General features: G+C 61.3%; 21 protein-coding genes and 1 tRNA gene. 18 read left to right on the top strand and 4 right to left on the bottom strand.

Annotation, left to right across the window (positions count from 1 at the left end):
• Positions 1-209 precede the first annotated feature (209 nt).
• Positions 210-635, top strand: coding sequence for an HIT family protein (locus tag H3H45_RS18475; RefSeq protein WP_182835168.1), 426 nt, complete (start codon positions 210-212; stop codon positions 633-635).
• Positions 636-638: 3 nt separating this feature from the next.
• Positions 639-845, top strand: coding sequence for a SlyX family protein (locus H3H45_RS18470; RefSeq protein WP_173208600.1), 207 nt, complete (start codon positions 639-641; stop codon positions 843-845).
• A gap of 48 nt (positions 846-893) precedes the next feature.
• Here the strand turns inward: H3H45_RS18470 and H3H45_RS20365 are convergent, their stop codons facing one another.
• The 4 genes from H3H45_RS20365 to H3H45_RS18450 all read right to left on the bottom strand — a co-directional run bounded on the left by H3H45_RS20365 (position 894) and on the right by H3H45_RS18450 (position 4,578).
• Positions 894-1,499 (bottom strand): cold-shock protein, encoded by a 606-nt coding sequence (locus H3H45_RS20365; RefSeq protein ID WP_182835167.1) that lies wholly within the window; start codon positions 1,497-1,499, stop codon positions 894-896.
• 170 nt (positions 1,500-1,669) lie between these two features.
• Positions 1,670-2,737 carry a GGDEF domain-containing protein gene (locus tag H3H45_RS18460; RefSeq protein WP_182835166.1) on the bottom strand — a complete coding sequence of 356 codons (1,068 nt, stop codon included), beginning with the start codon at positions 2,735-2,737 and terminating at the stop codon, positions 1,670-1,672.
• Positions 2,738-2,849: 112 nt separating this feature from the next.
• Positions 2,850-3,320, bottom strand: coding sequence for a Dps family protein (locus H3H45_RS18455; RefSeq protein WP_182835165.1), 471 nt, complete (start codon positions 3,318-3,320; stop codon positions 2,850-2,852).
• A gap of 139 nt (positions 3,321-3,459) precedes the next feature.
• A complete protein-coding gene (locus H3H45_RS18450) occupies positions 3,460-4,578 on the bottom strand; it encodes an HD domain-containing phosphohydrolase (protein WP_182835164.1) in 1,119 nt (372 codons plus the stop codon).
• 305 nt (positions 4,579-4,883) lie between these two features.
• Between H3H45_RS18450 and aspS the strand changes: the two genes are divergently transcribed.
• From aspS to nadA, 16 genes are all read left to right on the top strand, one after another.
• On the top strand, positions 4,884-6,659 hold the full coding sequence (gene aspS / locus H3H45_RS18445) for an aspartate--tRNA ligase (protein WP_182835163.1): 1,776 nt from the start codon (positions 4,884-4,886) through the stop codon (positions 6,657-6,659).
• 83 nt (positions 6,660-6,742) lie between these two features.
• The gene (locus tag H3H45_RS18440; RefSeq protein WP_182835162.1) at positions 6,743-7,492 is read left to right on the top strand and encodes a YebC/PmpR family DNA-binding transcriptional regulator; all 750 of its coding nucleotides are present in this window, start codon (positions 6,743-6,745) and stop codon (positions 7,490-7,492) included.
• 158 nt (positions 7,493-7,650) lie between these two features.
• Positions 7,651-8,175: a crossover junction endodeoxyribonuclease RuvC gene (gene ruvC, locus H3H45_RS18435; RefSeq protein ID WP_182835161.1), complete on the top strand. Its 525-nt coding sequence runs from the start codon at positions 7,651-7,653 to the stop codon at positions 8,173-8,175.
• A gap of 21 nt (positions 8,176-8,196) precedes the next feature.
• Positions 8,197-8,802 carry a Holliday junction branch migration protein RuvA gene (ruvA, locus tag H3H45_RS18430; protein ID WP_160494131.1) on the top strand — a complete coding sequence of 202 codons (606 nt, stop codon included), beginning with the start codon at positions 8,197-8,199 and terminating at the stop codon, positions 8,800-8,802.
• Positions 8,803-8,805: 3 nt separating this feature from the next.
• A complete protein-coding gene (gene ruvB, locus H3H45_RS18425; RefSeq protein WP_182835160.1) occupies positions 8,806-9,858 on the top strand; it encodes a Holliday junction branch migration DNA helicase RuvB in 1,053 nt (350 codons plus the stop codon).
• A gap of 53 nt (positions 9,859-9,911) precedes the next feature.
• Positions 9,912-10,358, top strand: coding sequence for a tol-pal system-associated acyl-CoA thioesterase (gene ybgC, locus H3H45_RS18420; RefSeq protein WP_182835159.1), 447 nt, complete (start codon positions 9,912-9,914; stop codon positions 10,356-10,358).
• Positions 10,359-10,360: 2 nt separating this feature from the next.
• Entirely contained in the window at positions 10,361-11,059 is a 699-nt protein-coding gene (tolQ, locus tag H3H45_RS18415; protein ID WP_182835158.1) for a protein TolQ, read from the top strand.
• An 8-nt stretch (positions 11,060-11,067) separates the two neighbouring features.
• A complete protein-coding gene (tolR, locus tag H3H45_RS18410; protein WP_182835157.1) occupies positions 11,068-11,526 on the top strand; it encodes a protein TolR in 459 nt (152 codons plus the stop codon).
• Positions 11,526-12,470 carry a cell envelope integrity protein TolA gene (gene tolA, locus H3H45_RS18405; RefSeq protein ID WP_182835156.1) on the top strand — a complete coding sequence of 315 codons (945 nt, stop codon included), beginning with the start codon at positions 11,526-11,528 and terminating at the stop codon, positions 12,468-12,470. The genes tolR and tolA overlap by 1 nt, the downstream gene beginning before the upstream one ends.
• Complete coding sequence (gene tolB, locus H3H45_RS18400) at positions 12,467-13,774, top strand: Tol-Pal system beta propeller repeat protein TolB (RefSeq protein WP_182835155.1); 1,308 nt, start codon at positions 12,467-12,469, stop codon at positions 13,772-13,774. The genes tolA and tolB overlap by 4 nt, the downstream gene beginning before the upstream one ends.
• Positions 13,775-13,828: 54 nt before the next feature.
• Complete coding sequence (gene pal, locus H3H45_RS18395) at positions 13,829-14,317, top strand: peptidoglycan-associated lipoprotein Pal (protein WP_182835154.1); 489 nt, start codon at positions 13,829-13,831, stop codon at positions 14,315-14,317.
• 6 nt (positions 14,318-14,323) lie between these two features.
• On the top strand, positions 14,324-15,151 hold the full coding sequence (gene ybgF, locus H3H45_RS18390; RefSeq protein ID WP_182835153.1) for a tol-pal system protein YbgF: 828 nt from the start codon (positions 14,324-14,326) through the stop codon (positions 15,149-15,151).
• 192 nt (positions 15,152-15,343) lie between these two features.
• Positions 15,344-15,991 (top strand): 7-carboxy-7-deazaguanine synthase QueE, encoded by a 648-nt coding sequence (queE, locus tag H3H45_RS18385; protein ID WP_182835285.1) that lies wholly within the window; start codon positions 15,344-15,346, stop codon positions 15,989-15,991.
• A gap of 15 nt (positions 15,992-16,006) precedes the next feature.
• Positions 16,007-16,681, top strand: coding sequence for a 7-cyano-7-deazaguanine synthase QueC (queC, locus tag H3H45_RS18380; RefSeq protein WP_182835152.1), 675 nt, complete (start codon positions 16,007-16,009; stop codon positions 16,679-16,681).
• 57 nt (positions 16,682-16,738) lie between these two features.
• A tRNA-Lys gene (locus tag H3H45_RS18375) sits at positions 16,739-16,814 on the top strand.
• Positions 16,815-16,973: 159 nt separating this feature from the next.
• Positions 16,974-18,032 (top strand): quinolinate synthase NadA, encoded by a 1,059-nt coding sequence (gene nadA / locus H3H45_RS18370; RefSeq protein WP_182835151.1) that lies wholly within the window; start codon positions 16,974-16,976, stop codon positions 18,030-18,032.
• Positions 18,033-18,069: the final 37 nt, after the last annotated feature.

The following is an 18,069-nucleotide window of genomic DNA, read 5'->3' as shown; positions in this document are numbered from 1 at the left end:
TAGCGTACGCGGCCTGGTCTGTGCCGGCAGGCTGCAGCAGGGCTTTATGGTCTGTTCTTGTGCATCTGGTGGGGAGGACGCCTTGGTGTGGGGCGCTCCGCTGGATGAGGGTGTCGGGCTGGATGGGTGAAGTTGAGTGAACTGACCCGGTTCTGCCGTTATTCTGTGTGCCTGTTATTGATAGGCTTTCGAGCTTGAGGAAAAGTCTGATGTTTACCCTGGATTCACGCTTGCAGCAGGACACATTGCTGATCGGAGATTTCCCCCTTTGTCGTCTTCTGCTGATGAATGATGCCAGTTACCCCTGGTTCATCCTGGTGCCTCGGCGTGAGGCTGTCAGCGAGCTGTTTCAGCTCGATAATGCCGATCAGCAGGCGCTCTGGCTGGAAACCACGCGTTTGGCGGAAACGCTCAAGGATGCCTTTGTGGCTGACAAGATGAATGTCGCGACTTTGGGTAACGTGGTCAGTCAGTTGCACATGCATGTGATTGTGCGGCGGCGAGAAGATGCTGCCTGGCCTGCGCCGGTCTGGGGTAAGCATCCCGCCAAGGCTTACGAGCCTGAGCAGATTGCTGCTGTGCGCGAGCGTCTGCGTCTGGTTTTGACTGGGGATTTCTGCTTTGCCGAGGATTGATGCATGAATCTGGAACAGCGCATTGTCGAGCTGGAAAGCCGCCAGGCTTTTCAGGATGACACTATTGCTGCGCTCAATGATGTTCTGGTTGAGCAGCAAAGAATTGTCGAGCGCCTGCAGTTGCAGCTGGCGGCTCTGGCCCGGCGCCAGGAAGAAATGCAGGGCCAGTTTGGCCTGGATGAAGGCGAGGCGCCGCCACCACATTACTGATGCCCACAAAAAAGCCCGCGCAGTGCGGGCTTTTTTATGGTTGTCGCTTTAGCGGCGGCTGGGTAGTGCGGCAATAACGTCTTCTGCTTGCAGCCCTTTGTCACGCTGCATGACCGAGAACTCCACGCGCTGGCCTTCGACCAGGATGCGGTGACCTTCGCCACGGATGGCACGGAAGTGCACAAAAATATCTTCGCCCATGTCGCGGGAAATGAAGCCGAAGCCTTTGGATGTATTGAACCACTTCACTGTGCCGGTTTCGCGATTACCCAGGTCCTGGGGGATGGCGGCCGAGCGCTTCTGGCGCAGCTTGCAGTGGATGCCAAGGTGCAGCGCCACGGCCAGGGCGGCGGCGGTCAGGCTGAGCAGAATTGCCGGTTGACCACCTACCAGTGGCAGCGGGGCAAGCAGAACCAGGGCTTGAAGCAGTACGGCGAGTACCAGCAGGACGGAAACCAGTGTCTGCAATTGATTGCGAATGCCGGGCTGGCGGAGCGTCAGCAGGGGGGCGACTAGCAGATTGCTCATGCCGAGAAGGGCGAGGTATAGCGCGTCAGCTTGTTGCAGATAGGGCAGGGCTTCAGGGTGCAGGCTGGGGATGAAGGAAAGCAGCAGGGCGGTGACGCCCGTAAACAGGTGGACAATCTTCAACATGTTCAATGAACTCACTGTTAAACGCTGGCAAAAAAGGACGAGCGATGTGTTGCGCGGTGCCCGGATATTGAGTAGGCAGGGGTGAAGCGGGGGTTATCCCGCCTATGTTGCGGCCGCTCAGGGCCGTGCAACACGGGCGTATTTAACCGCAAAGCGGATGGCTACTCAAATCATGCGCTTAGCGCAGTTTCCGGGGTGGCGGGGTGGATCTGATTGCGGCCATTGCGTTTGGCCTGGTAGAGGGCGTCGTCGGCTCTGGTCAGCAGGCTTTCGAAGGTGTCGCTGTTGTTCGCCAAGGCCAGGCCGAAGGAGGCAGTAACCGTGTCGAGAATCTTGTCGGTGCTGCGTACCTTGATGCGCAATGCCTGGATTTTCAGGCGCAGTTGTTCGGCAAAAGCATGGGCGCTGTGCAGATCGAAACAATCGCGCAGAATCACGCAAAACTCTTCGCCGCCGTAGCGAGCGGCAACCCCGCGAGGTGGTAGTAGGTCGCGCAGTAGTTGGCCGACATGCTGCAGCACCCGGTCACCCAGGGGGTGGCCATACTGGTCGTTAAACTGCTTGAAGTGGTCGATGTCGAGCATGACCAGAGCCAGGCCATGCTGGTCGGTGCTCAGCGCCTGTTCGAGCAGGCGGGTGAAAGCGTGGCGGTTGAAGACGTTGGTCAGGCTGTCCAGAGTCGCGGCAATATGTGCTCGTTCCAGCTGGCTGCGCAGATGCTGGATCTCGGATTGAGCGGCGCGCAGGCGGTAGAGGAATTTTTCCTGCTGCTCCTGCATTTCCTGAGTGCTTTGCTGCAGATCGCTGAGCACGTTGGGCAGGTCTTCGGTGACCGGCTCCTGTAGTGCGGCCAGGCCCAGGGTCAGGCTGTTCTGGTAATGCTGGCTGCCGGTCACACTGTGCGACACATCGACTTCGATGTCATCGACCAGGTCCATTACTTGTTGCTGGCCGGCGCGGGCGTCTTCGATTTCACCGCGGATGATGAAGTCGCGGAACAGTTTGAGCGCGCTTTCCGGTGGGAAGCTGTCGAAGTCCTTGACGATCTTGTCCAGGCGCCGATTCAGATCCGGCTCCAGGCCTCTGCTGTAGGCGTACCAGAGCGCGTAGTGCATCGGATTCGGTGGGATATCGTGACGCATCATGTGCGGCACGGCCTGCTTGAGCAGCGCCGCAGCTTCGCGGGTCTCTTCCGGGAACAGTTCGAGAATGGAAGGAGCTTTTGGCGGCTGGCTCATGCACGTCACTGTGGCAGGGTGGGCGAATAGGCAAAGGTTAGATTAGACAGCGCTGGTGCGCCTGGCAAAAGGCCCGGTCTAGCCGGGCCTTTGGTCTGGTTGCTAGAGGATATCAGGCGGCCAGCAGGCTACGCAGCATCCAGGCAGTCTTTTCATGCACTTGCATGCGCTGGGTGAGCAGGTCCGCAGTCGGCTCGTCACTGACTTTTTCCAGCAGCGGGAAGATGCCGCGCGCGGTACGCACTACGGCCTCCTGGCCCTGAACCAGCAGTGTGATCATCTCTTGGGCACCCGGCACGCCTTCCTCTTCCCTGATCGACGACAGGCGAGCGTAGGCGGCGTAGGTGCCAGGTGCTGGAAAACCTAGGGCGCGGATGCGCTCGGCGATCAGGTCAACGGCCAGTGCCAGTTCGGTGTACTGCGCCTCGAACATCAGGTGCAGGGTGTTGAACATTGGGCCGGTCACGTTCCAGTGGAAGTTGTGGGTCTTCAGGTACAGGGTGTAGGTGTCCGCCAGCAGGCGGGAAAGTCCTTCGGCGATGGCGGCACGATCCTGTTCGGCGATGCCAATGTTGATTTCCATTCCTTGCTTCTCCTCTCAGGTGGCCGGGGTAGACGCTCCCCGTAATGGCTCGAGCCTATCACGGGGCACCCCAGGTGCGACCTTGGCTTATATCAATAGATGCGATGTTCTGGGTCTATAACGCTGCACTTATGGGGTTTCAGAGGCGCGCCAGTTCCGGGTGCTGTTGCAGTGTGCGGTTGAATACCTCGACCCAGTGGGCACTGAACTGCCTGTTGGCCAGGTTGTTGATCTCCAATATGGCGCGTAGGCGCGGACGCTTGCTCAGGGTCTGGTGGGCGCGCTCATGGGTGCGTGCGTCGAAGGTGTCGGCGATATTGAGGATCAGCGCGCCGGGATGGATTTCGCTCTCACGCAGCCCCTTTGGATAGCCACTGCCGTCGGCATGTTCCTGATGCTGCAGGATTATTTCTGCCGCACTAGCCCAGGTTGGCATGCGCTTGAGCAGTTCATAGGCCTGGCGCGGGTGGGCCTGCATCTGCCTGCGCTCCTCGCGGCTCAGGTGTTCTTCCTTGTGTAGCAGGTCGAGCGGCAGAAAGGCCATGCCCAGGTCGTGCAGGCATACCGCTGCGGCTAGTTGTGCCGGCTCTACTGGTCCGCCCGCCGTCGCATTCATGCTAAGGGCCAGGCTGAGCAGGCGCTGACCACGGCCATGCCAGTAATGCGAGCGGTGCTCGCCGGCCTCCATCAGCTCGCTGAAGAACAGCAGGTCCGCATCGGCTTGGATGCCGTGCTCGGCGAGCAGCTTGTGAGTATGCGATTGGCTCGGCAGCGCTACGGGTTGCAAGCGGGTAGCCGGGTCCAGGTGTTGCAGCAGGGTGCGGCGGATTTCCGTTTGCCGTGCCGCCGGGGCGGCAGCCAGTGCTTGCAGGGCCTGGCACAGGCTGTTGAAGGCGCGCGGGTCGAGCGCGGCGGGTGTGCCGCCGAGGGCTTCGTCGATCAGGTTGCGCAGGTGGTCGAGGCTGAGCAGGAGGATGTCGCCCAGCAGGCTGTCGAACTCCAGTTCGCCCTCACGCAGGCGGGCCAGTACGTCTTCCATGGCCTGGGGCAGGGCCATCAAGCTGTTCAGCTCGACGTAGCCCAGGTTGCCCTTGAGCGTGTGTACCACGCGAAACAGTTCGCGCAGCCTGGCGTTGTCCTGAGGATGGCGCTCCAGTTCGATCAGCAGTTGCTCGCAGCGGGGCAATTGCTCGGCCGTGTCGAGGCGAAAATCATCCAGCAGGTCGCTGGAAAGGTCGGCAGGGCGTGGCGTGGCCATGTCAGGTCTCCGCAGGGGCTGAACCGACAGTATAGAAAGCAGTGGCGAAAGCGGCGGGGCGGGCGGCTGCGCGGTGGCAATTAACCATATATAATCCCGCCCCTTGCCCCGGATGCGGGCATGCGCCTGCCTGCTGCACCGCTGGTCGATTGCTTGACCTGCTCCGCGTCCGAATTGAAGAAAATGCTCGTCCTGGCCCTTGTGGCAAGCCCCGCGCGGCTTACGAGTGCTGTGTAAACGGCCCCGGCGCCGCCAGTTGGCCGCCCCGACGAATTCAAGACTGATTAGAGAAGCGAACCACCATCATGATGCGCAGCCACTATTGCGGCCAGTTGAACGAGAGCCTGGACGGTCAGGAAATCACCCTTTGCGGTTGGGTCCATCGTCGTCGTGATCACGGTGGGGTGATCTTCCTCGATATCCGTGACCGTGAAGGTCTGGCCCAGGTGGTGTTTGACCCGGATCGCGCCGAGACCTTCGCCAAGGCCGACCGCGTGCGCAGCGAGTACGTGGTCAAGATCACCGGCAAGGTGCGCCTGCGTCCTGAGGGCGCGCGCAACGCCAACATGGCCTCCGGTGCCATCGAGGTGCTGGGTTACGAGCTGGAAGTGCTCAACGAAGCGGAAACCCCGCCGTTCCCGCTCAACGAATACACCGACGTTGGCGAAGAAACCCGCCTGCGCTATCGCTTCATCGACCTGCGTCGCCCGGAAATGGCCGAGAAGCTCAAGCTGCGTTCGCGCATCACCAGCAGCATCCGTCGTTATCTGGACGAGAATGGCTTCCTCGACGTCGAGACGCCGATCCTCACTCGCGCCACTCCGGAAGGCGCGCGCGACTACCTGGTACCGAGCCGTACCCACGCCGGCAGCTTCTTCGCCCTGCCGCAGTCGCCGCAGCTGTTCAAACAGCTGCTGATGGTCGCCGGCTTCGACCGCTACTACCAGATCGCCAAGTGCTTCCGCGACGAAGACCTGCGCGCCGACCGCCAGCCGGAATTCACCCAGATCGACATCGAGACCAGCTTCCTCGATGAGAAAGACATCATGGGCATCACCGAGACCATGATCCGCAACCTGTTCAAGGAAGTGCTGGACGTCGAGTTCGGCGAGCTGCCGCACATGACCCTGGCCGAGGCCATGCGTCGCTTCGGTTCGGACAAGCCGGACCTGCGCATCCCGCTGGAGCTGGTAGATGTCGAAGACCAACTGAAAGACGTCGACTTCAAGGTCTTCGCCGGCCCGGCCAACGACCCGAAGTGCCGCGTCACTGCGCTGCGTGTGCCGGGCGGGGCGAGCATGCCGCGCAAGCAGATCGACGACTACACCAAGTTCGTCGGCATCTACGGCGCCAAGGGCCTGGCCTACATCAAGGTCAACGAGCGCGCTCAGGGCGTCGAAGGCCTGCAGTCGCCGATCGTCAAGAACATCCCGCTGGACAACATCAACGTGATCCTCGATCGCGTCGGTGCAGTTGACGGCGATATCGTGTTCTTCGGCGCGGACAAGGCCAAGATCGTCAGCGAGGCTCTCGGTGCCCTGCGCATCAAGCTGGGTCATGACCTGAATCTGCTGACCTGCGAGTGGGCGCCGCTGTGGGTGGTTGACTTCCCGATGTTCGAGGAAAACGACGATGGCAGCCTGACCGCCATGCACCACCCGTTCACCGCGCCGAGCTGCAGCCCGGAAGAGTTGGAAGCTAACCCGGCGACTGCGCTGTCGCGTGCCTACGACATGGTGCTCAACGGCACCGAGCTGGGTGGCGGTTCGATCCGTATCCACGACAAGGCCATGCAGCAGACCGTGTTCCGCGTGCTCGGCATCAGCGAAGAAGAGCAGCAGGAGAAGTTCGGCTTCCTCCTCGATGCGCTGAAATTCGGTGCGCCGCCCCATGGTGGTCTGGCCTTCGGCCTGGATCGCCTGGTCATGCTGATGACCGGCGCCAGCTCGATCCGCGAAGTGATCGCCTTCCCGAAAACCCAGAGCGCGGCGTGCGTCATGACCCAGGCGCCGGGTGTGGTGGATAACAAGGCGCTGCGCGAGCTGCATATTCGTCTGCGCGAGCAAGCCAAGGCTGAATAAGCCAGAGTGACAAGGAGCCTGGATTTGCCAGGCTCCTTGCATTTGGGTCGTCTAAAAGTGAATTGCAACAACCGGAGTGAGTTATGGCTGGTCATTCCAAGTGGGCCAACATCAAGCACCGCAAAGGGCGTCAGGACGCCAAGCGCGGCAAGATCTTCACCAAGCTGATTCGTGAGCTGACCGTTGCGGCCAAGCATGGCGGCCCGTTGCCGGCGGATAACCCGCGTCTGCGTCTGGCCGTGGACAAGGCGTTGACCGCCAATATGTCGCGTGACGTGATCGACCGGGCAATTGCCCGCGGTGCCGGCAACAACGAAGCCGACAATGTCGTCGAGTTCAGCTACGAAGGCTATGCGCCGAGCGGCGTGGCCATCATCGTCGAGGTCATGACCGACAACCGCAACCGCACCGCCGCCGAAGTGCGCCATGCCTTCACCAAGTGTGGCGGCAACCTCGGCACCGATGGCTCGGTGGCCTACATGTTCGACCGCAAGGGGCAGATCAGCTTTGCTCCGGGCGTCAGCGAAGATGCCCTGATGGAGGCGGCGCTGGAAGCCGGTGCCGATGACGTGGAGATGGGCGAGGACGGTTCGGCGCTGGTGTCGACCAGTTTTGCCGAGTTCCTGTCGGTCAACGAGGCGCTGACGGCGGCCGGTTTCAAGGGCGAGGAGGCGGAAGTCGCCATGATCCCTTCGATCAGTGCGCCGGTTACTGACCTGGAAACCGCAAAGAAGGTCATGAAGCTGATCGACATGCTGGAAGACCTCGATGACGTGCAGGAGGTCTACCACAACGCGGAAATCCCCGACGAGATCATGGAGCAGCTGGACTGATCTCTCTTTGGGTAAGAAGCCGGAAGTCGCCCCAAGCGCTTCCGGCTTTTTTATCTGTGCGGCCGGGTGACGCCACTGGTAGTCGGCCCGTATACTCCTGGGCTGGATAAATAGACAGTGTGGCGGCGTTTGCCGGCACCCGGAGCGAACGGCAGGGCATGACGCTGATTTTGGGTATCGACCCCGGTTCTCGTATCACTGGCTATGGCGTGGTTCGCGATACCGGTCGTGGCTGCGAGTATGTCGCTTCGGGCTGCATTCGTACCGGCGACGGCTCGCTGCCCGAGCGCCTGCAGATCGTCTTTCGCGGCGTCAGCGAGGTGATTCGCCTGCATGGGCCGGTGACCATGGGCATCGAGCAGGTGTTCATGGCGAAGAATGCCGACTCGGCGCTCAAGCTCGGTCAGGCCCGCGGCGCGGCGATAGTCGCCGGGGTCGAGGCGGGCCTGGAGATCAGCGAGTACACCGCTACCCAGGTCAAGCAGGCGATTGCCGGCACCGGCGGGGCGGACAAGCAGCAGGTGCAGATGATGGTCATGCACCTGCTCAAGCTGGTGCAGAAGCCGCAGATCGATGCCTCCGATGCTCTGGCTATCGCTCTGTGTCATGCCCACCATCGGCAAAGTCTGATTCCCCATGGCCTGGTCGGCGCCAAGCGGCGCGGCGGCCGTCTGCGCCTGTAATAGATAGAAGGAAGACAAGTCGTGATCGGACGCCTGAAAGGCACCTTGGCGGAAAAACAGCCGCCGCACCTGCTGGTCGATGTGAATGGCGTCGGCTACGAGCTGGAAGTACCGATGACCACGCTGTATCGCCTGCCGTCGCTGGGCGAGCCGGTGACCCTGCACACCCATCTGGTGGTGCGCGAGGATGCCCATCTGCTCTACGGTTTCGCCGAGAAGCGCGAGCGCGAGCTGTTTCGCGAGCTGATTCGCTTGAATGGTGTCGGCCCCAAACTGGCCCTGGCGCTGATGTCCGGTCTGGAAGTGGACGAATTGGTGCGCTGCGTGCAGGCCGGCGATACCTCGACCCTGGTGAAAGTCCCCGGCGTCGGCAAGAAAACCGCCGAGCGGCTGCTGGTTGAGCTGAAAGATCGTTTCAAGGCCTGGGAAACCGTGCCGTCCATCGCCACCCTGGTGGTGGAACCCCGTGCCGGCGTGGCAGTCTCAAGCGCGGAGAGTGACGCCGTGAGCGCGCTGATTTCCCTCGGCTTCAAGCCGCAGGAGGCCAGCAAGGCCGTGGCTGCAGTACAGGAAGACGGCCTCTCCAGTGAGGATCTGATTCGCCGCTCATTGAAGGGAATGGTTTAACCCGTGATTGAAGCCGACCGCCTGATAACCGCCACTGGCCGCGAGCGTGACGAGCAGCTGGATCGTGCCATCCGTCCGCTGTCGCTGGCCGACTACATCGGCCAACCCATTGTTCGCGAGCAGATGGAGCTGTTTATCCAGGCCGCCAAGGGCCGCTCGGAAGCGCTGGATCACACTCTGATCTTTGGTCCGCCCGGCTTGGGCAAGACCACTTTGGCTAATATCATCGCCCAGGAAATGGGCGTGTCGATCAAGAGCACGTCCGGCCCGGTGCTGGAGCGTCCAGGCGATCTGGCCGCGTTGCTGACCAATCTGGAGGCCGGTGACGTACTGTTCATCGACGAGATTCATCGTCTGTCGCCGATCATCGAGGAAGTGCTGTACCCGGCGATGGAAGACTTCCAGCTCGACATCATGATCGGTGAAGGCCCGGCCGCCCGTTCGATCAAGCTGGATCTGCCGCCGTTCACCCTGGTCGGTGCCACCACCCGTGCCGGTATGCTGACCAATCCGCTGCGCGACCGTTTCGGCATCGTCCAGCGCCTGGAGTTCTATTCCAGTTCCGACCTGGCGACCATTGTCAGCCGCTCCGCCACCATTCTCGGCCTGGCCCTGGATGCCGAGGGTGCGTTCGAGATTGCCCGCCGCGCCCGGGGTACGCCGCGTATTGCCAATCGTCTGCTGCGTCGTGTGCGCGATTTCGCCGAGGTGCGGGCGGGTGGACAGATCAGTCGTAGCGTTGCCGATCAGGCACTGAACATGCTGGATGTCGATGAACGTGGCTTCGATCACCAGGATCGGCGTCTACTGCTGGCCATGATCGACAAGTTCGACGGCGGGCCGGTCGGCCTCGACAACCTGGCTGCGGCCATCGGCGAGGAACGCGGAACCATCGAAGACGTGCTGGAGCCCTATCTGATCCAGCAGGGGTATATCATGCGCACGCCGCGCGGACGGGTGGTGACGCGGCACGCCTACCTGCACTTCGGTCTCAATGTGCCGGGGCGCATGGTCGAAGCGCCGGTTGCCGACCTCTTCGCGGGCAGCAATGAATAGTTTAAAAACAGGGGGCTTGGCCGATTGGCAAGGCCGGGAGTAAGCACTAGAGTATGCGCGCGCAAATCGAGGCCCAGCCTTTTGCTCACCGTTGTCGGGTGTATTACGAAGATACCGATGCCGGCGGCATCGTTTATTACGTCAACTACCTCAAATTCATGGAGCGGGCTCGCACCGAGCGCCTGCGTGAACTGGGTTTTGCCCAGTCTGCGCTGGTGGCGGAAGACCTGCTGTTCGTTGTGCATTCTGCCGAGGCGCGTTATCACGCGCCCGCCAAGCTGGACGACGAACTTTTTGTGACGGCCGATGTAATCGAGTTAAACCGTGCCAGCCTGCGCTTTCGTCAACAGGTAAGGCGGGTCACGGACAAGGCACTGCTCTGTGAAGGGCAGTTCGTGGTGGCCTGTGTGCGCGCCGACAGTTTGAAACCCCGGGCCATTCCCGAAGCGCTGCGTGCAGCCTTCGCCAGTGTCGCGGGTCTATCCCCTGCAGGAGAGTAAGCGTGGAAGCTAACGCCGCCGTAGACCATATGTCCATGTGGAGCCTGATCAGCAACGCCAGTTTCGTGGTGCAGTTGGTCATGCTCATTCTGGTGGCCGCCTCGGTCATGTCGTGGATCATGATCTTCCAGCGCAGCACCATGCTGCGTGCCGCCAAGAAGTCGCTGGAAATGTTCGAAGAGCGCTTCTGGTCGGGTATCGACCTGTCCAAGCTGTATCGCCAAGCCGGCAGTAATCCGGACCCGGACTGCGGCGTGGAGCAGATCTTCCGTGCCGGCTTCAAGGAGTTCTCCCGCCTGCGCCAGCAGTCCGGCGTCGATCCGGATGCAGTGATGGACGGCGTGGCACGTGCGATGCGCGTAGCCATTTCGCGCGAGGAAGAGAAGCTCGAGCAGAGCCTGCCATTCCTCGCCACCGTCGGCTCGACCAGCCCTTACATCGGCCTGTTCGGTACCGTGTGGGGCATCATGAACTCCTTCCGCGGCCTGGCCCAGGTACAGCAGGCCACCTTGGCTACCGTGGCCCCAGGTATTGCTGAAGCGCTGATCGCTACCGCCATCGGCCTGTTCGCCGCCATCCCGGCGGTTATCGCCTACAACCGTTTCTCCGCACAAGGCGAGCGTCTGATCAGCCGCTATTACACCTTCGCTGACGAGTTCCAGGCGATCCTGCACCGCAAAGTGCATACCAGCGAGGACTGAGGCTGCCCATGGCCAGAATTCGCAATAGACGCAAGCCAGTCGCCGAGATGAACGTCGTGCCCTATATCGACGTGATGCTGGTGTTGCTGGTGATCTTCATGGTGACCGCGCCGATGCTCAACCAGGGCGTCAAGGTCGACCTGCCCAAGGTTTCCAGTGAGGCTTTGCCGCAGGATAACAACTCTCGCGTGCTGACCATCTCGATCAAAGCGGACAAGACCTACTACTGGAACATGGGCGAGGAAGTCGACCAGGATCAGAGCAAGCAGAGCGAGACCGCTACCGCGTTGCCGCAACTGGTGCAGACGGTCACCGCGATCATGCAGCAGAACGCCAGTCAGGGTAAGAAAGTGCAGGTCTTCGTGCGGGGTGACAAGGCGGTCGACTATGGCTCGGTGATGGCCGTCATGGGTGGTCTGCAAGAAGCCGGCGTGGGTAACGTCGGGTTGATCACCGAGGCGCCCTGATGCAGCAGAGCGCACGCTCCTCGTCAGAAAGCTACTTCTGGCCGACCATCTGGGCCGTGGCTCTGCACGCCCTGATGTTTGCCATGCTGTTCGTCAGCTTTCAGTTCGCCCCTGATCTGCCGCCGCCCAAGCCGATCGTCCAGGTGACCCTTTATTCGCCTAAGTCGCAGAGCCAGGCGACTACCCAGACCAATCAGAAGATTGCCGGCGAAGCCAAGAAAACGGCTGCGCGTCAGTACGAGCAGGAACAGCTCGAGGCGAAGAAGGAAGAACAGAAGAAGCAGGAGGCCGCGGAACAAAAGAAAGCCGAGGCAGCCAAACAAGCGGAAGTGGCTGAGAAAAAGGCTGAGGCGAAGAAAGCGGAAGAGGCCAAGAAAGCCGAGCAGAAGAAGCTCGCCGATATCGCCAAGAAGAAATCTGAGGAAGAGAAGAAGAAAGCCGCCGAGGAGGCCAAGAAGAAGGCCGCCGAAGCGGCGAAGAAGAAAGCTGCAGAAGACGCCAAGAAGAAGGCGGCTGCCGAAACAGCCAAGAAAAAGGCTCAGGAAGCTGCGCGTAAATCAGCTGCCGATCAGAAAGCGGCGGCACTGGCTGACCTGCTTTCTGATACTACCGAGCGGCAGCAGGCGCTCGCTGATGAGGTAGGGGATCAGGTAACCGGCAATTACGATGACCTGATTCGTGAACTGGTGACGCGGAACTGGATTCGCCCACCTTCGGCACGTAATGGCATGAGTGTTACTGTGCAGGTGAATATGTTGCCGGGTGGTTCCATCGTCAATGCCTCGGTGGTGCGCTCCAGTGGCGATGCTGCCTTCGATAGCTCTGCCGTAACGGCGGTGCGCAACGTGGGCCAGGTTACTGAAATGCAGAGCATCAGCCCTGCGGACTTCGCGCCTTATCGCTCGTTCAAAATGACATTTACACCAGAGGATCTGGACCTGTGATCAATATTCTTCGAGGGTTGCTTGTTGTTCTCTGCTGCGCAGCCGGCCTGGCTGTCGCCGATGAAAAGAACATCTCCGTAACCGGCGGGGCCAACCGGGCCATTCCGATTGCCGTAGTACCTTTCGGTTGGCAGGGCGGTACCGTGCTGCCCGAGGACATGGCCGATATCATCGGTAATGACCTGCGTAACACCGGTATGTACGAGCCGATTCCACGGCAGAACATGATCAGCCTGCCGACCCAGGCCAGCGAGATCATCTACCGCGACTGGCAGGCCCTGGGCGCCCAGTACGTGCTGGTTGGCAGCATCGCGCCGACGGGCGGGCGCCTGCAGGTGCAGTTCGCCCTGTTTAACGTGGCCAGTCAGCAGCAGGTCGCGGCCGGCAATGTGGCCGGTACGCCGGACCAGCTGCGCGACATGGCGCACCATGTTGCCGACCAGTCGTTCGAGAAACTGACCGGTATCAAGGGCGCCTTCTCCACCAAGATGCTCTACGTCACCGCCGAGCGTTTCTCGGTCAACAACACCCGTTACACCCTGCAGCGTTCTGACTATGACGGTGCCCGTGGCGTGACCCTGCTGCAGTCCCGCGAGCCAATTCTGTCGCCGCGCTATGCGCCGGATGGCCGCCGTATTGCCTATGTGTCGTTCGAGCAGCGCCGTCCGCGCATCTTCGTGCAGCACATCGACACCGGCCGCCGCGAGCAGATCACCAACTTCCAGGGTCTGAACGGTGCGCCGGCCTGGTCGCCGGATGGCAATCGCCTGGCGTTCGTGCTGTCCAAGGACGGCAACCCGGAAATCTACGTGATGAACCTCGGCAGCCGTCAGTTGCAGCGTGTGACCAATCACTACGCCATCGATACCGAGCCCTTCTGGGGCAAGGATGGCCAGACCCTGTACTTCACCTCGGATCGTGCCGGCAAGCCGCAGATCTACAAGCAAAACATCGCCGGTGGCGAGGCGCAGCGCGTGACCTTCATCGGTAACTACAACGCCAACCCGAAACTTTCGGCTGACGAAAAGATGCTGGTGATGATCCATCGCCAGGATGGCTTCACCAACTTCAAGGTGGCGGCGCAAGATCTGACGCGTTCAGGCTCCGCTCCGCGCATCCTCTCCGAGACCAGTCTGGACGATTCGCCTACTGTTGCGCCCAATGGCACCATGCTAATCTACGCCACCCGCCAGCAGGGCCGTGGAGTGCTGATGCTCGTGTCTACCAACGGGCGCGTCAGACTCCCGATTCCCACCGCTCAAGGTGATGTCAGGGAACCGTCCTGGTCCCCCTACCTGAACTGATGCGGTAACAACACTTTGCTTTAAACACACCTAGAAACCATTAGGAGTTACACCATGGAAATCCTGAAATTTGCTGCACTGGGCCTGGCTCTGGCCGTTACTGTTGGTTGCTCGTCCAAAGGCGGCGACAACGCTGGCGAAGGTGCCACCGACCCGAACGCTGGCTACGACGCCAACGCCAATGGTCTGGACGCTAACGCGACCGAAGAAGCCGCTCTGCGCGCCATCACCACCTTCTACTTCGAATACGACAGCTCCGACCTGAAGCCGGAAGCCATGCGTTCCCTGGACGTACACGCCAAGGACCTGAAAGGCAACGGCGCTCGCGTCGTTCTGGAAGGCCACACTGACGAGCGCGGCACCCGCGAGTACAACATGGCTCTGGGCGAGCGTCGTGCTCAAGCCGTACAGCGCTACCTGGTTCTGCAGGGCGTTTCCCCGGCTCAGCTGGAACTGGTTTCCTACGGCGAAGAGCGTCCGGTTGCCACTGGCACCGAAGAGCAGTCCTGGGCTCAGAACCGTCGCGTCGAACTGCGTAAGTAATTCGCCATGCAAAAGTGCCTTCGTGTCGTAGCCTCTCTGGTTCTCGCCCTGCCGCTTGCGGCAGTGGCCGAGGTTCCCGTGGTGGATAGTAGTGCCGGTTACGGTACTAGCAGTTATCCGCCGGTGGGTTACGGCACGAATGGCGCCTACGCCGGGGGCGGGGCTACGGCCCCGGCCTCGGCGCAGGGTGAGCTGTTCATGCAGTTGCAGCAGATGCAGCAAGAAATTGCTTCGCTGCGCGGTATGGTTGAAGAACAGCAGAACGAGATTCAGCGCCTCAAGCAAGAAAGCTTGGCGCGTTACCAGGATCTGGACGGCCGTCTGGCCGGTGGTGCCGCTGGCGCCGTAGCTCCTACCCAAAATTCCCCTGCCGACGGCGCGATCAACGCCGGCGGTGCTCCAACGGCTCCGGCCCAAGAAGCTCCAGCACAGCCTGCGAGCAATGAGCCGGCCGACCCGGCGAAGGAAAAGCTGTATTACGACGCTGCCTTCGACCTGATCAAAGCCAAGGATTTCGACAAGGCCAGCCAGGCCTTCGGCGCCTTCCTGCGCAAATACCCGAACAGCCAGTACGCCGGCAACGCGCAATACTGGCTCGGTGAGGTCAACCTGGCCAAGGGCGATTTGCAAGGCGCCGGCAAGGCCTTTGCCCAGGTCAGCGTGACCTATCCGACCCATGCCAAGGTGCCGGATTCGCTGTTCAAGCTGGCGGATGTCGAGCAGCGCCTGGGCAATACCGACAAGGCCAAGGGCATTCTGCGCCAGCTGATTGCCCAGTTCCCCGGATCCTCAGCCGCTCAGTTGGCTCAGCGTGACTTGCAACGCCTGCCCTGATCGAACGGTGTATTGCTCAGAAACCCGCGCTAGTCGCGGGTTTTTTATGGCTTGCTCTCCGTGGCGGCTGCCCTTCGCTCCGTCGCCTGGGCGACGTTAAAAATGTCTCCCTGAATATTTTCGTTTAGAATCGCGACCCCTTTCCCGCAACGGAGGCGGATGGCCTGTTTCGCCGTCACGCCCGGTGCCGATATGCAAGAAACCCTGCGCATTACCGAGATTTTCTACTCGCTGCAGGGCGAAACGCGCAGCAGTGGCTTGCCCACTGTGTTCGTTCGCCTGACTGGCTGCCCACTGCGCTGCCAGTACTGCGACACTGCCTACGCCTTCAGTGGCGGCGAGCTCATGAGCCTGGACGCTATCTGCGCGCAGATCGCCAGTTACAAGCCGCGCTACATCTGCGTGACCGGTGGCGAGCCGCTGGCCCAGCCCAATTGCATCGCGCTGCTCAAGCGCCTGTGCGATGCCGGCTACGAGGTGTCGCTGGAGACCAGCGGTGCCCTCGATATTGCGGCCACCGATCCCCGCGTCAGTCGCGTGGTTGACCTGAAAACCCCGGGCTCGGCGGAAGTCTCGCGCAATCTGTACAGCAACCTGGATCTGCTGACCGGCAACGACCAGGTCAAGTTCGTCATCTGCTCGCGCGAGGACTACGACTGGGCCGTTTCCAAGCTGATCGAGTACCGCCTCGACCAGCGCGCCGGCGAAGTGCTGTTCTCGCCCAGCCACCAGCAGGTCAGTGCTCGTGCCCTGGCCGAGTGGATCATCGCCGACAACCTGCCCGTGCGTTTCCAGATGCAGCTGCACAAGCTGCTGTGGAACGATGAGCCCGGCCACTGATTCGAGAGTACTGAGATGACAGACAAGAAAGCCGTGGTGCTGCTTTCCGGCGGCCTCGATTCCGCCACCATCCTGGCCCAGGCCAAGGCGGCGGGCTTCGCCTGCTACAGCATGAGTTTCGATTACGGCCAGCGCCATCGCGTCGAGTTGCAGGCGGCTGAGCGGGTGGCGGCGCAGCTGGGTGTGGCCGAACACAAGGTGGTCGGCCTCAATCTCAACGGTATCGGTGGCTCGGCTCTGACCGACAGTTCGATTGCCGTGCCGGAGAGTCCGACCGAAGGCATTCCGGTGACCTATGTGCCTGCACGCAACACGGTATTCCTGGCCCTGGCCCTGGGTTGGGCGGAGGTGCTGGGCGCCCACGACATCTTTATCGGGGTCAATGCGGTGGACTATTCCGGTTATCCGGATTGCCGTCCTGACTTCATTGCCGCGTTCGAGCGGGTGGCCAATCTGGCGACTCGTGAGGGTGTGGAAGGCGAGGGCTTCCGTATTCAGGCGCCGCTGCAGAACCTGAGCAAGGCGCAGATCGTGCAGATCGGCATGCAGCATGGTGTCGACTATTCTCTGACCGTGTCCTGCTACCAGGCTGACGAGGATGGCCGGGCGTGCGGCAAGTGCGACAGCTGTCGGCTGCGGGCGGCCGGTTTTATCGCCGCGGGAGTGGCGGATCCGACCCGTTATTGCTGAAGTTTTTTCGCGGGGTGTTGATTTCCTGAATTAAATCAGTATTATGCGCACCGCGTCGGGTCGTTAGCTCAGTTGGTAGAGCAGTTGGCTTTTAACCAATTGGTCGTAGGTTCGAATCCTACACGACCCACCAAATCGCAAAAGCCAGTCGCAAGACTGGCTTTTTTTATGCCTCGAAAAAAGTCGGGCGATGCTGCATCTGGCATTGCTGCGTTAGCTCCGCCGCCCTGAGGCGGTAGGGCCCGATGGTATACTCTCCACTTGCCAACCCGCGCCTGCAGGTCTGATCAACATGACGCATATTTCCGAACGCCTCCTGGTTCAAGCCCATCTCGATGCCAAGCAGCCCGTGCCGCTTACGCCCGAGCAGGAGGCCTTCTACCGCAGTGAAATCGCTGCCGAGCTGAAGAAGCAGAATGCCGTGCTGGTGGCGCACTACTACTGCGATCCGGTGATCCAGGCGCTGGCCGAGGAAACCGGCGGCTGCGTCTCCGACTCCCTGGAAATGGCCCGTTTCGGCAACCAGCACGCGGCGCAGACCGTGGTGGTGGCCGGGGTCAAGTTCATGGGCGAGACGGCGAAGATCCTCAACCCGGAAAAGCGCGTGCTGATGCCGACCCTGGAAGCCACCTGCTCGCTCGATCTGGGGTGCCCGGTCGACGAGTTCTCGGCGTTCTGCGACCAGCACCCGGAGCGTACCGTGGTAGTGTATGCCAACACCTCGGCGGCGGTGAAGGCGCGGGCTGACTGGGTGGTGACTTCCAGCTGCGCGCTGGAAATCGTCGAGAGCCTGATGGACAACGGCGAAACCATCCTCTGGGCCCCGGACCAGCACCTGGGCCGCTATATCCAGCGTCAGACCGGTGCCGACATGCTGCTATGGGATGGCGCCTGCATCGTCCATGAAGAATTCAAGGCCAAGCAGCTGCACGACATGAAAGTGCTGTACCCGGACGCCGCCGTGCTGGTCCACCCGGAGTCGCCGGAAGCGGTGATCGAGCTGGCCGATGCGGTGGGTTCCACCAGCCAGCTGATCAAGGCCGCGCAGACCTTGCCGAACCAGACCTTCATCGTCGCCACCGACCGCGGCATCTTCTACAAGATGCAGCAGCTGTGCCCGGACAAGGTCTTCATCGAGGCGCCAACCGCCGGCAATGGCGCTGCCTGCCGCAGTTGCGCGCATTGCCCGTGGATGGCCATGAACACCCTGCAGCGCACCCTGCAGTGCCTGCGCGAGGGCAGCAACGAGATCCTGGTCGAGCCGGCGCTGATCCCGCGAGCGATCAAACCGCTCAAGCGCATGCTGGATTTCACTCAGGCAGCCCGGCTGAAGTTGAGCGGCAACGCTTGAGGTGAGTGCAGATAGAAAAAAGCCCGGCAGTGCCGGG

Origin of the sequence: Aquipseudomonas guryensis (assembly GCF_014164785.1) — a bacterium.
Lineage (GTDB): Bacteria > Pseudomonadota > Gammaproteobacteria > Pseudomonadales > Pseudomonadaceae > Aquipseudomonas > Aquipseudomonas guryensis.
Note: the sequence above shows the minus strand (reverse complement) of the source record. Positions and strands in the feature narration are given on the sequence as shown.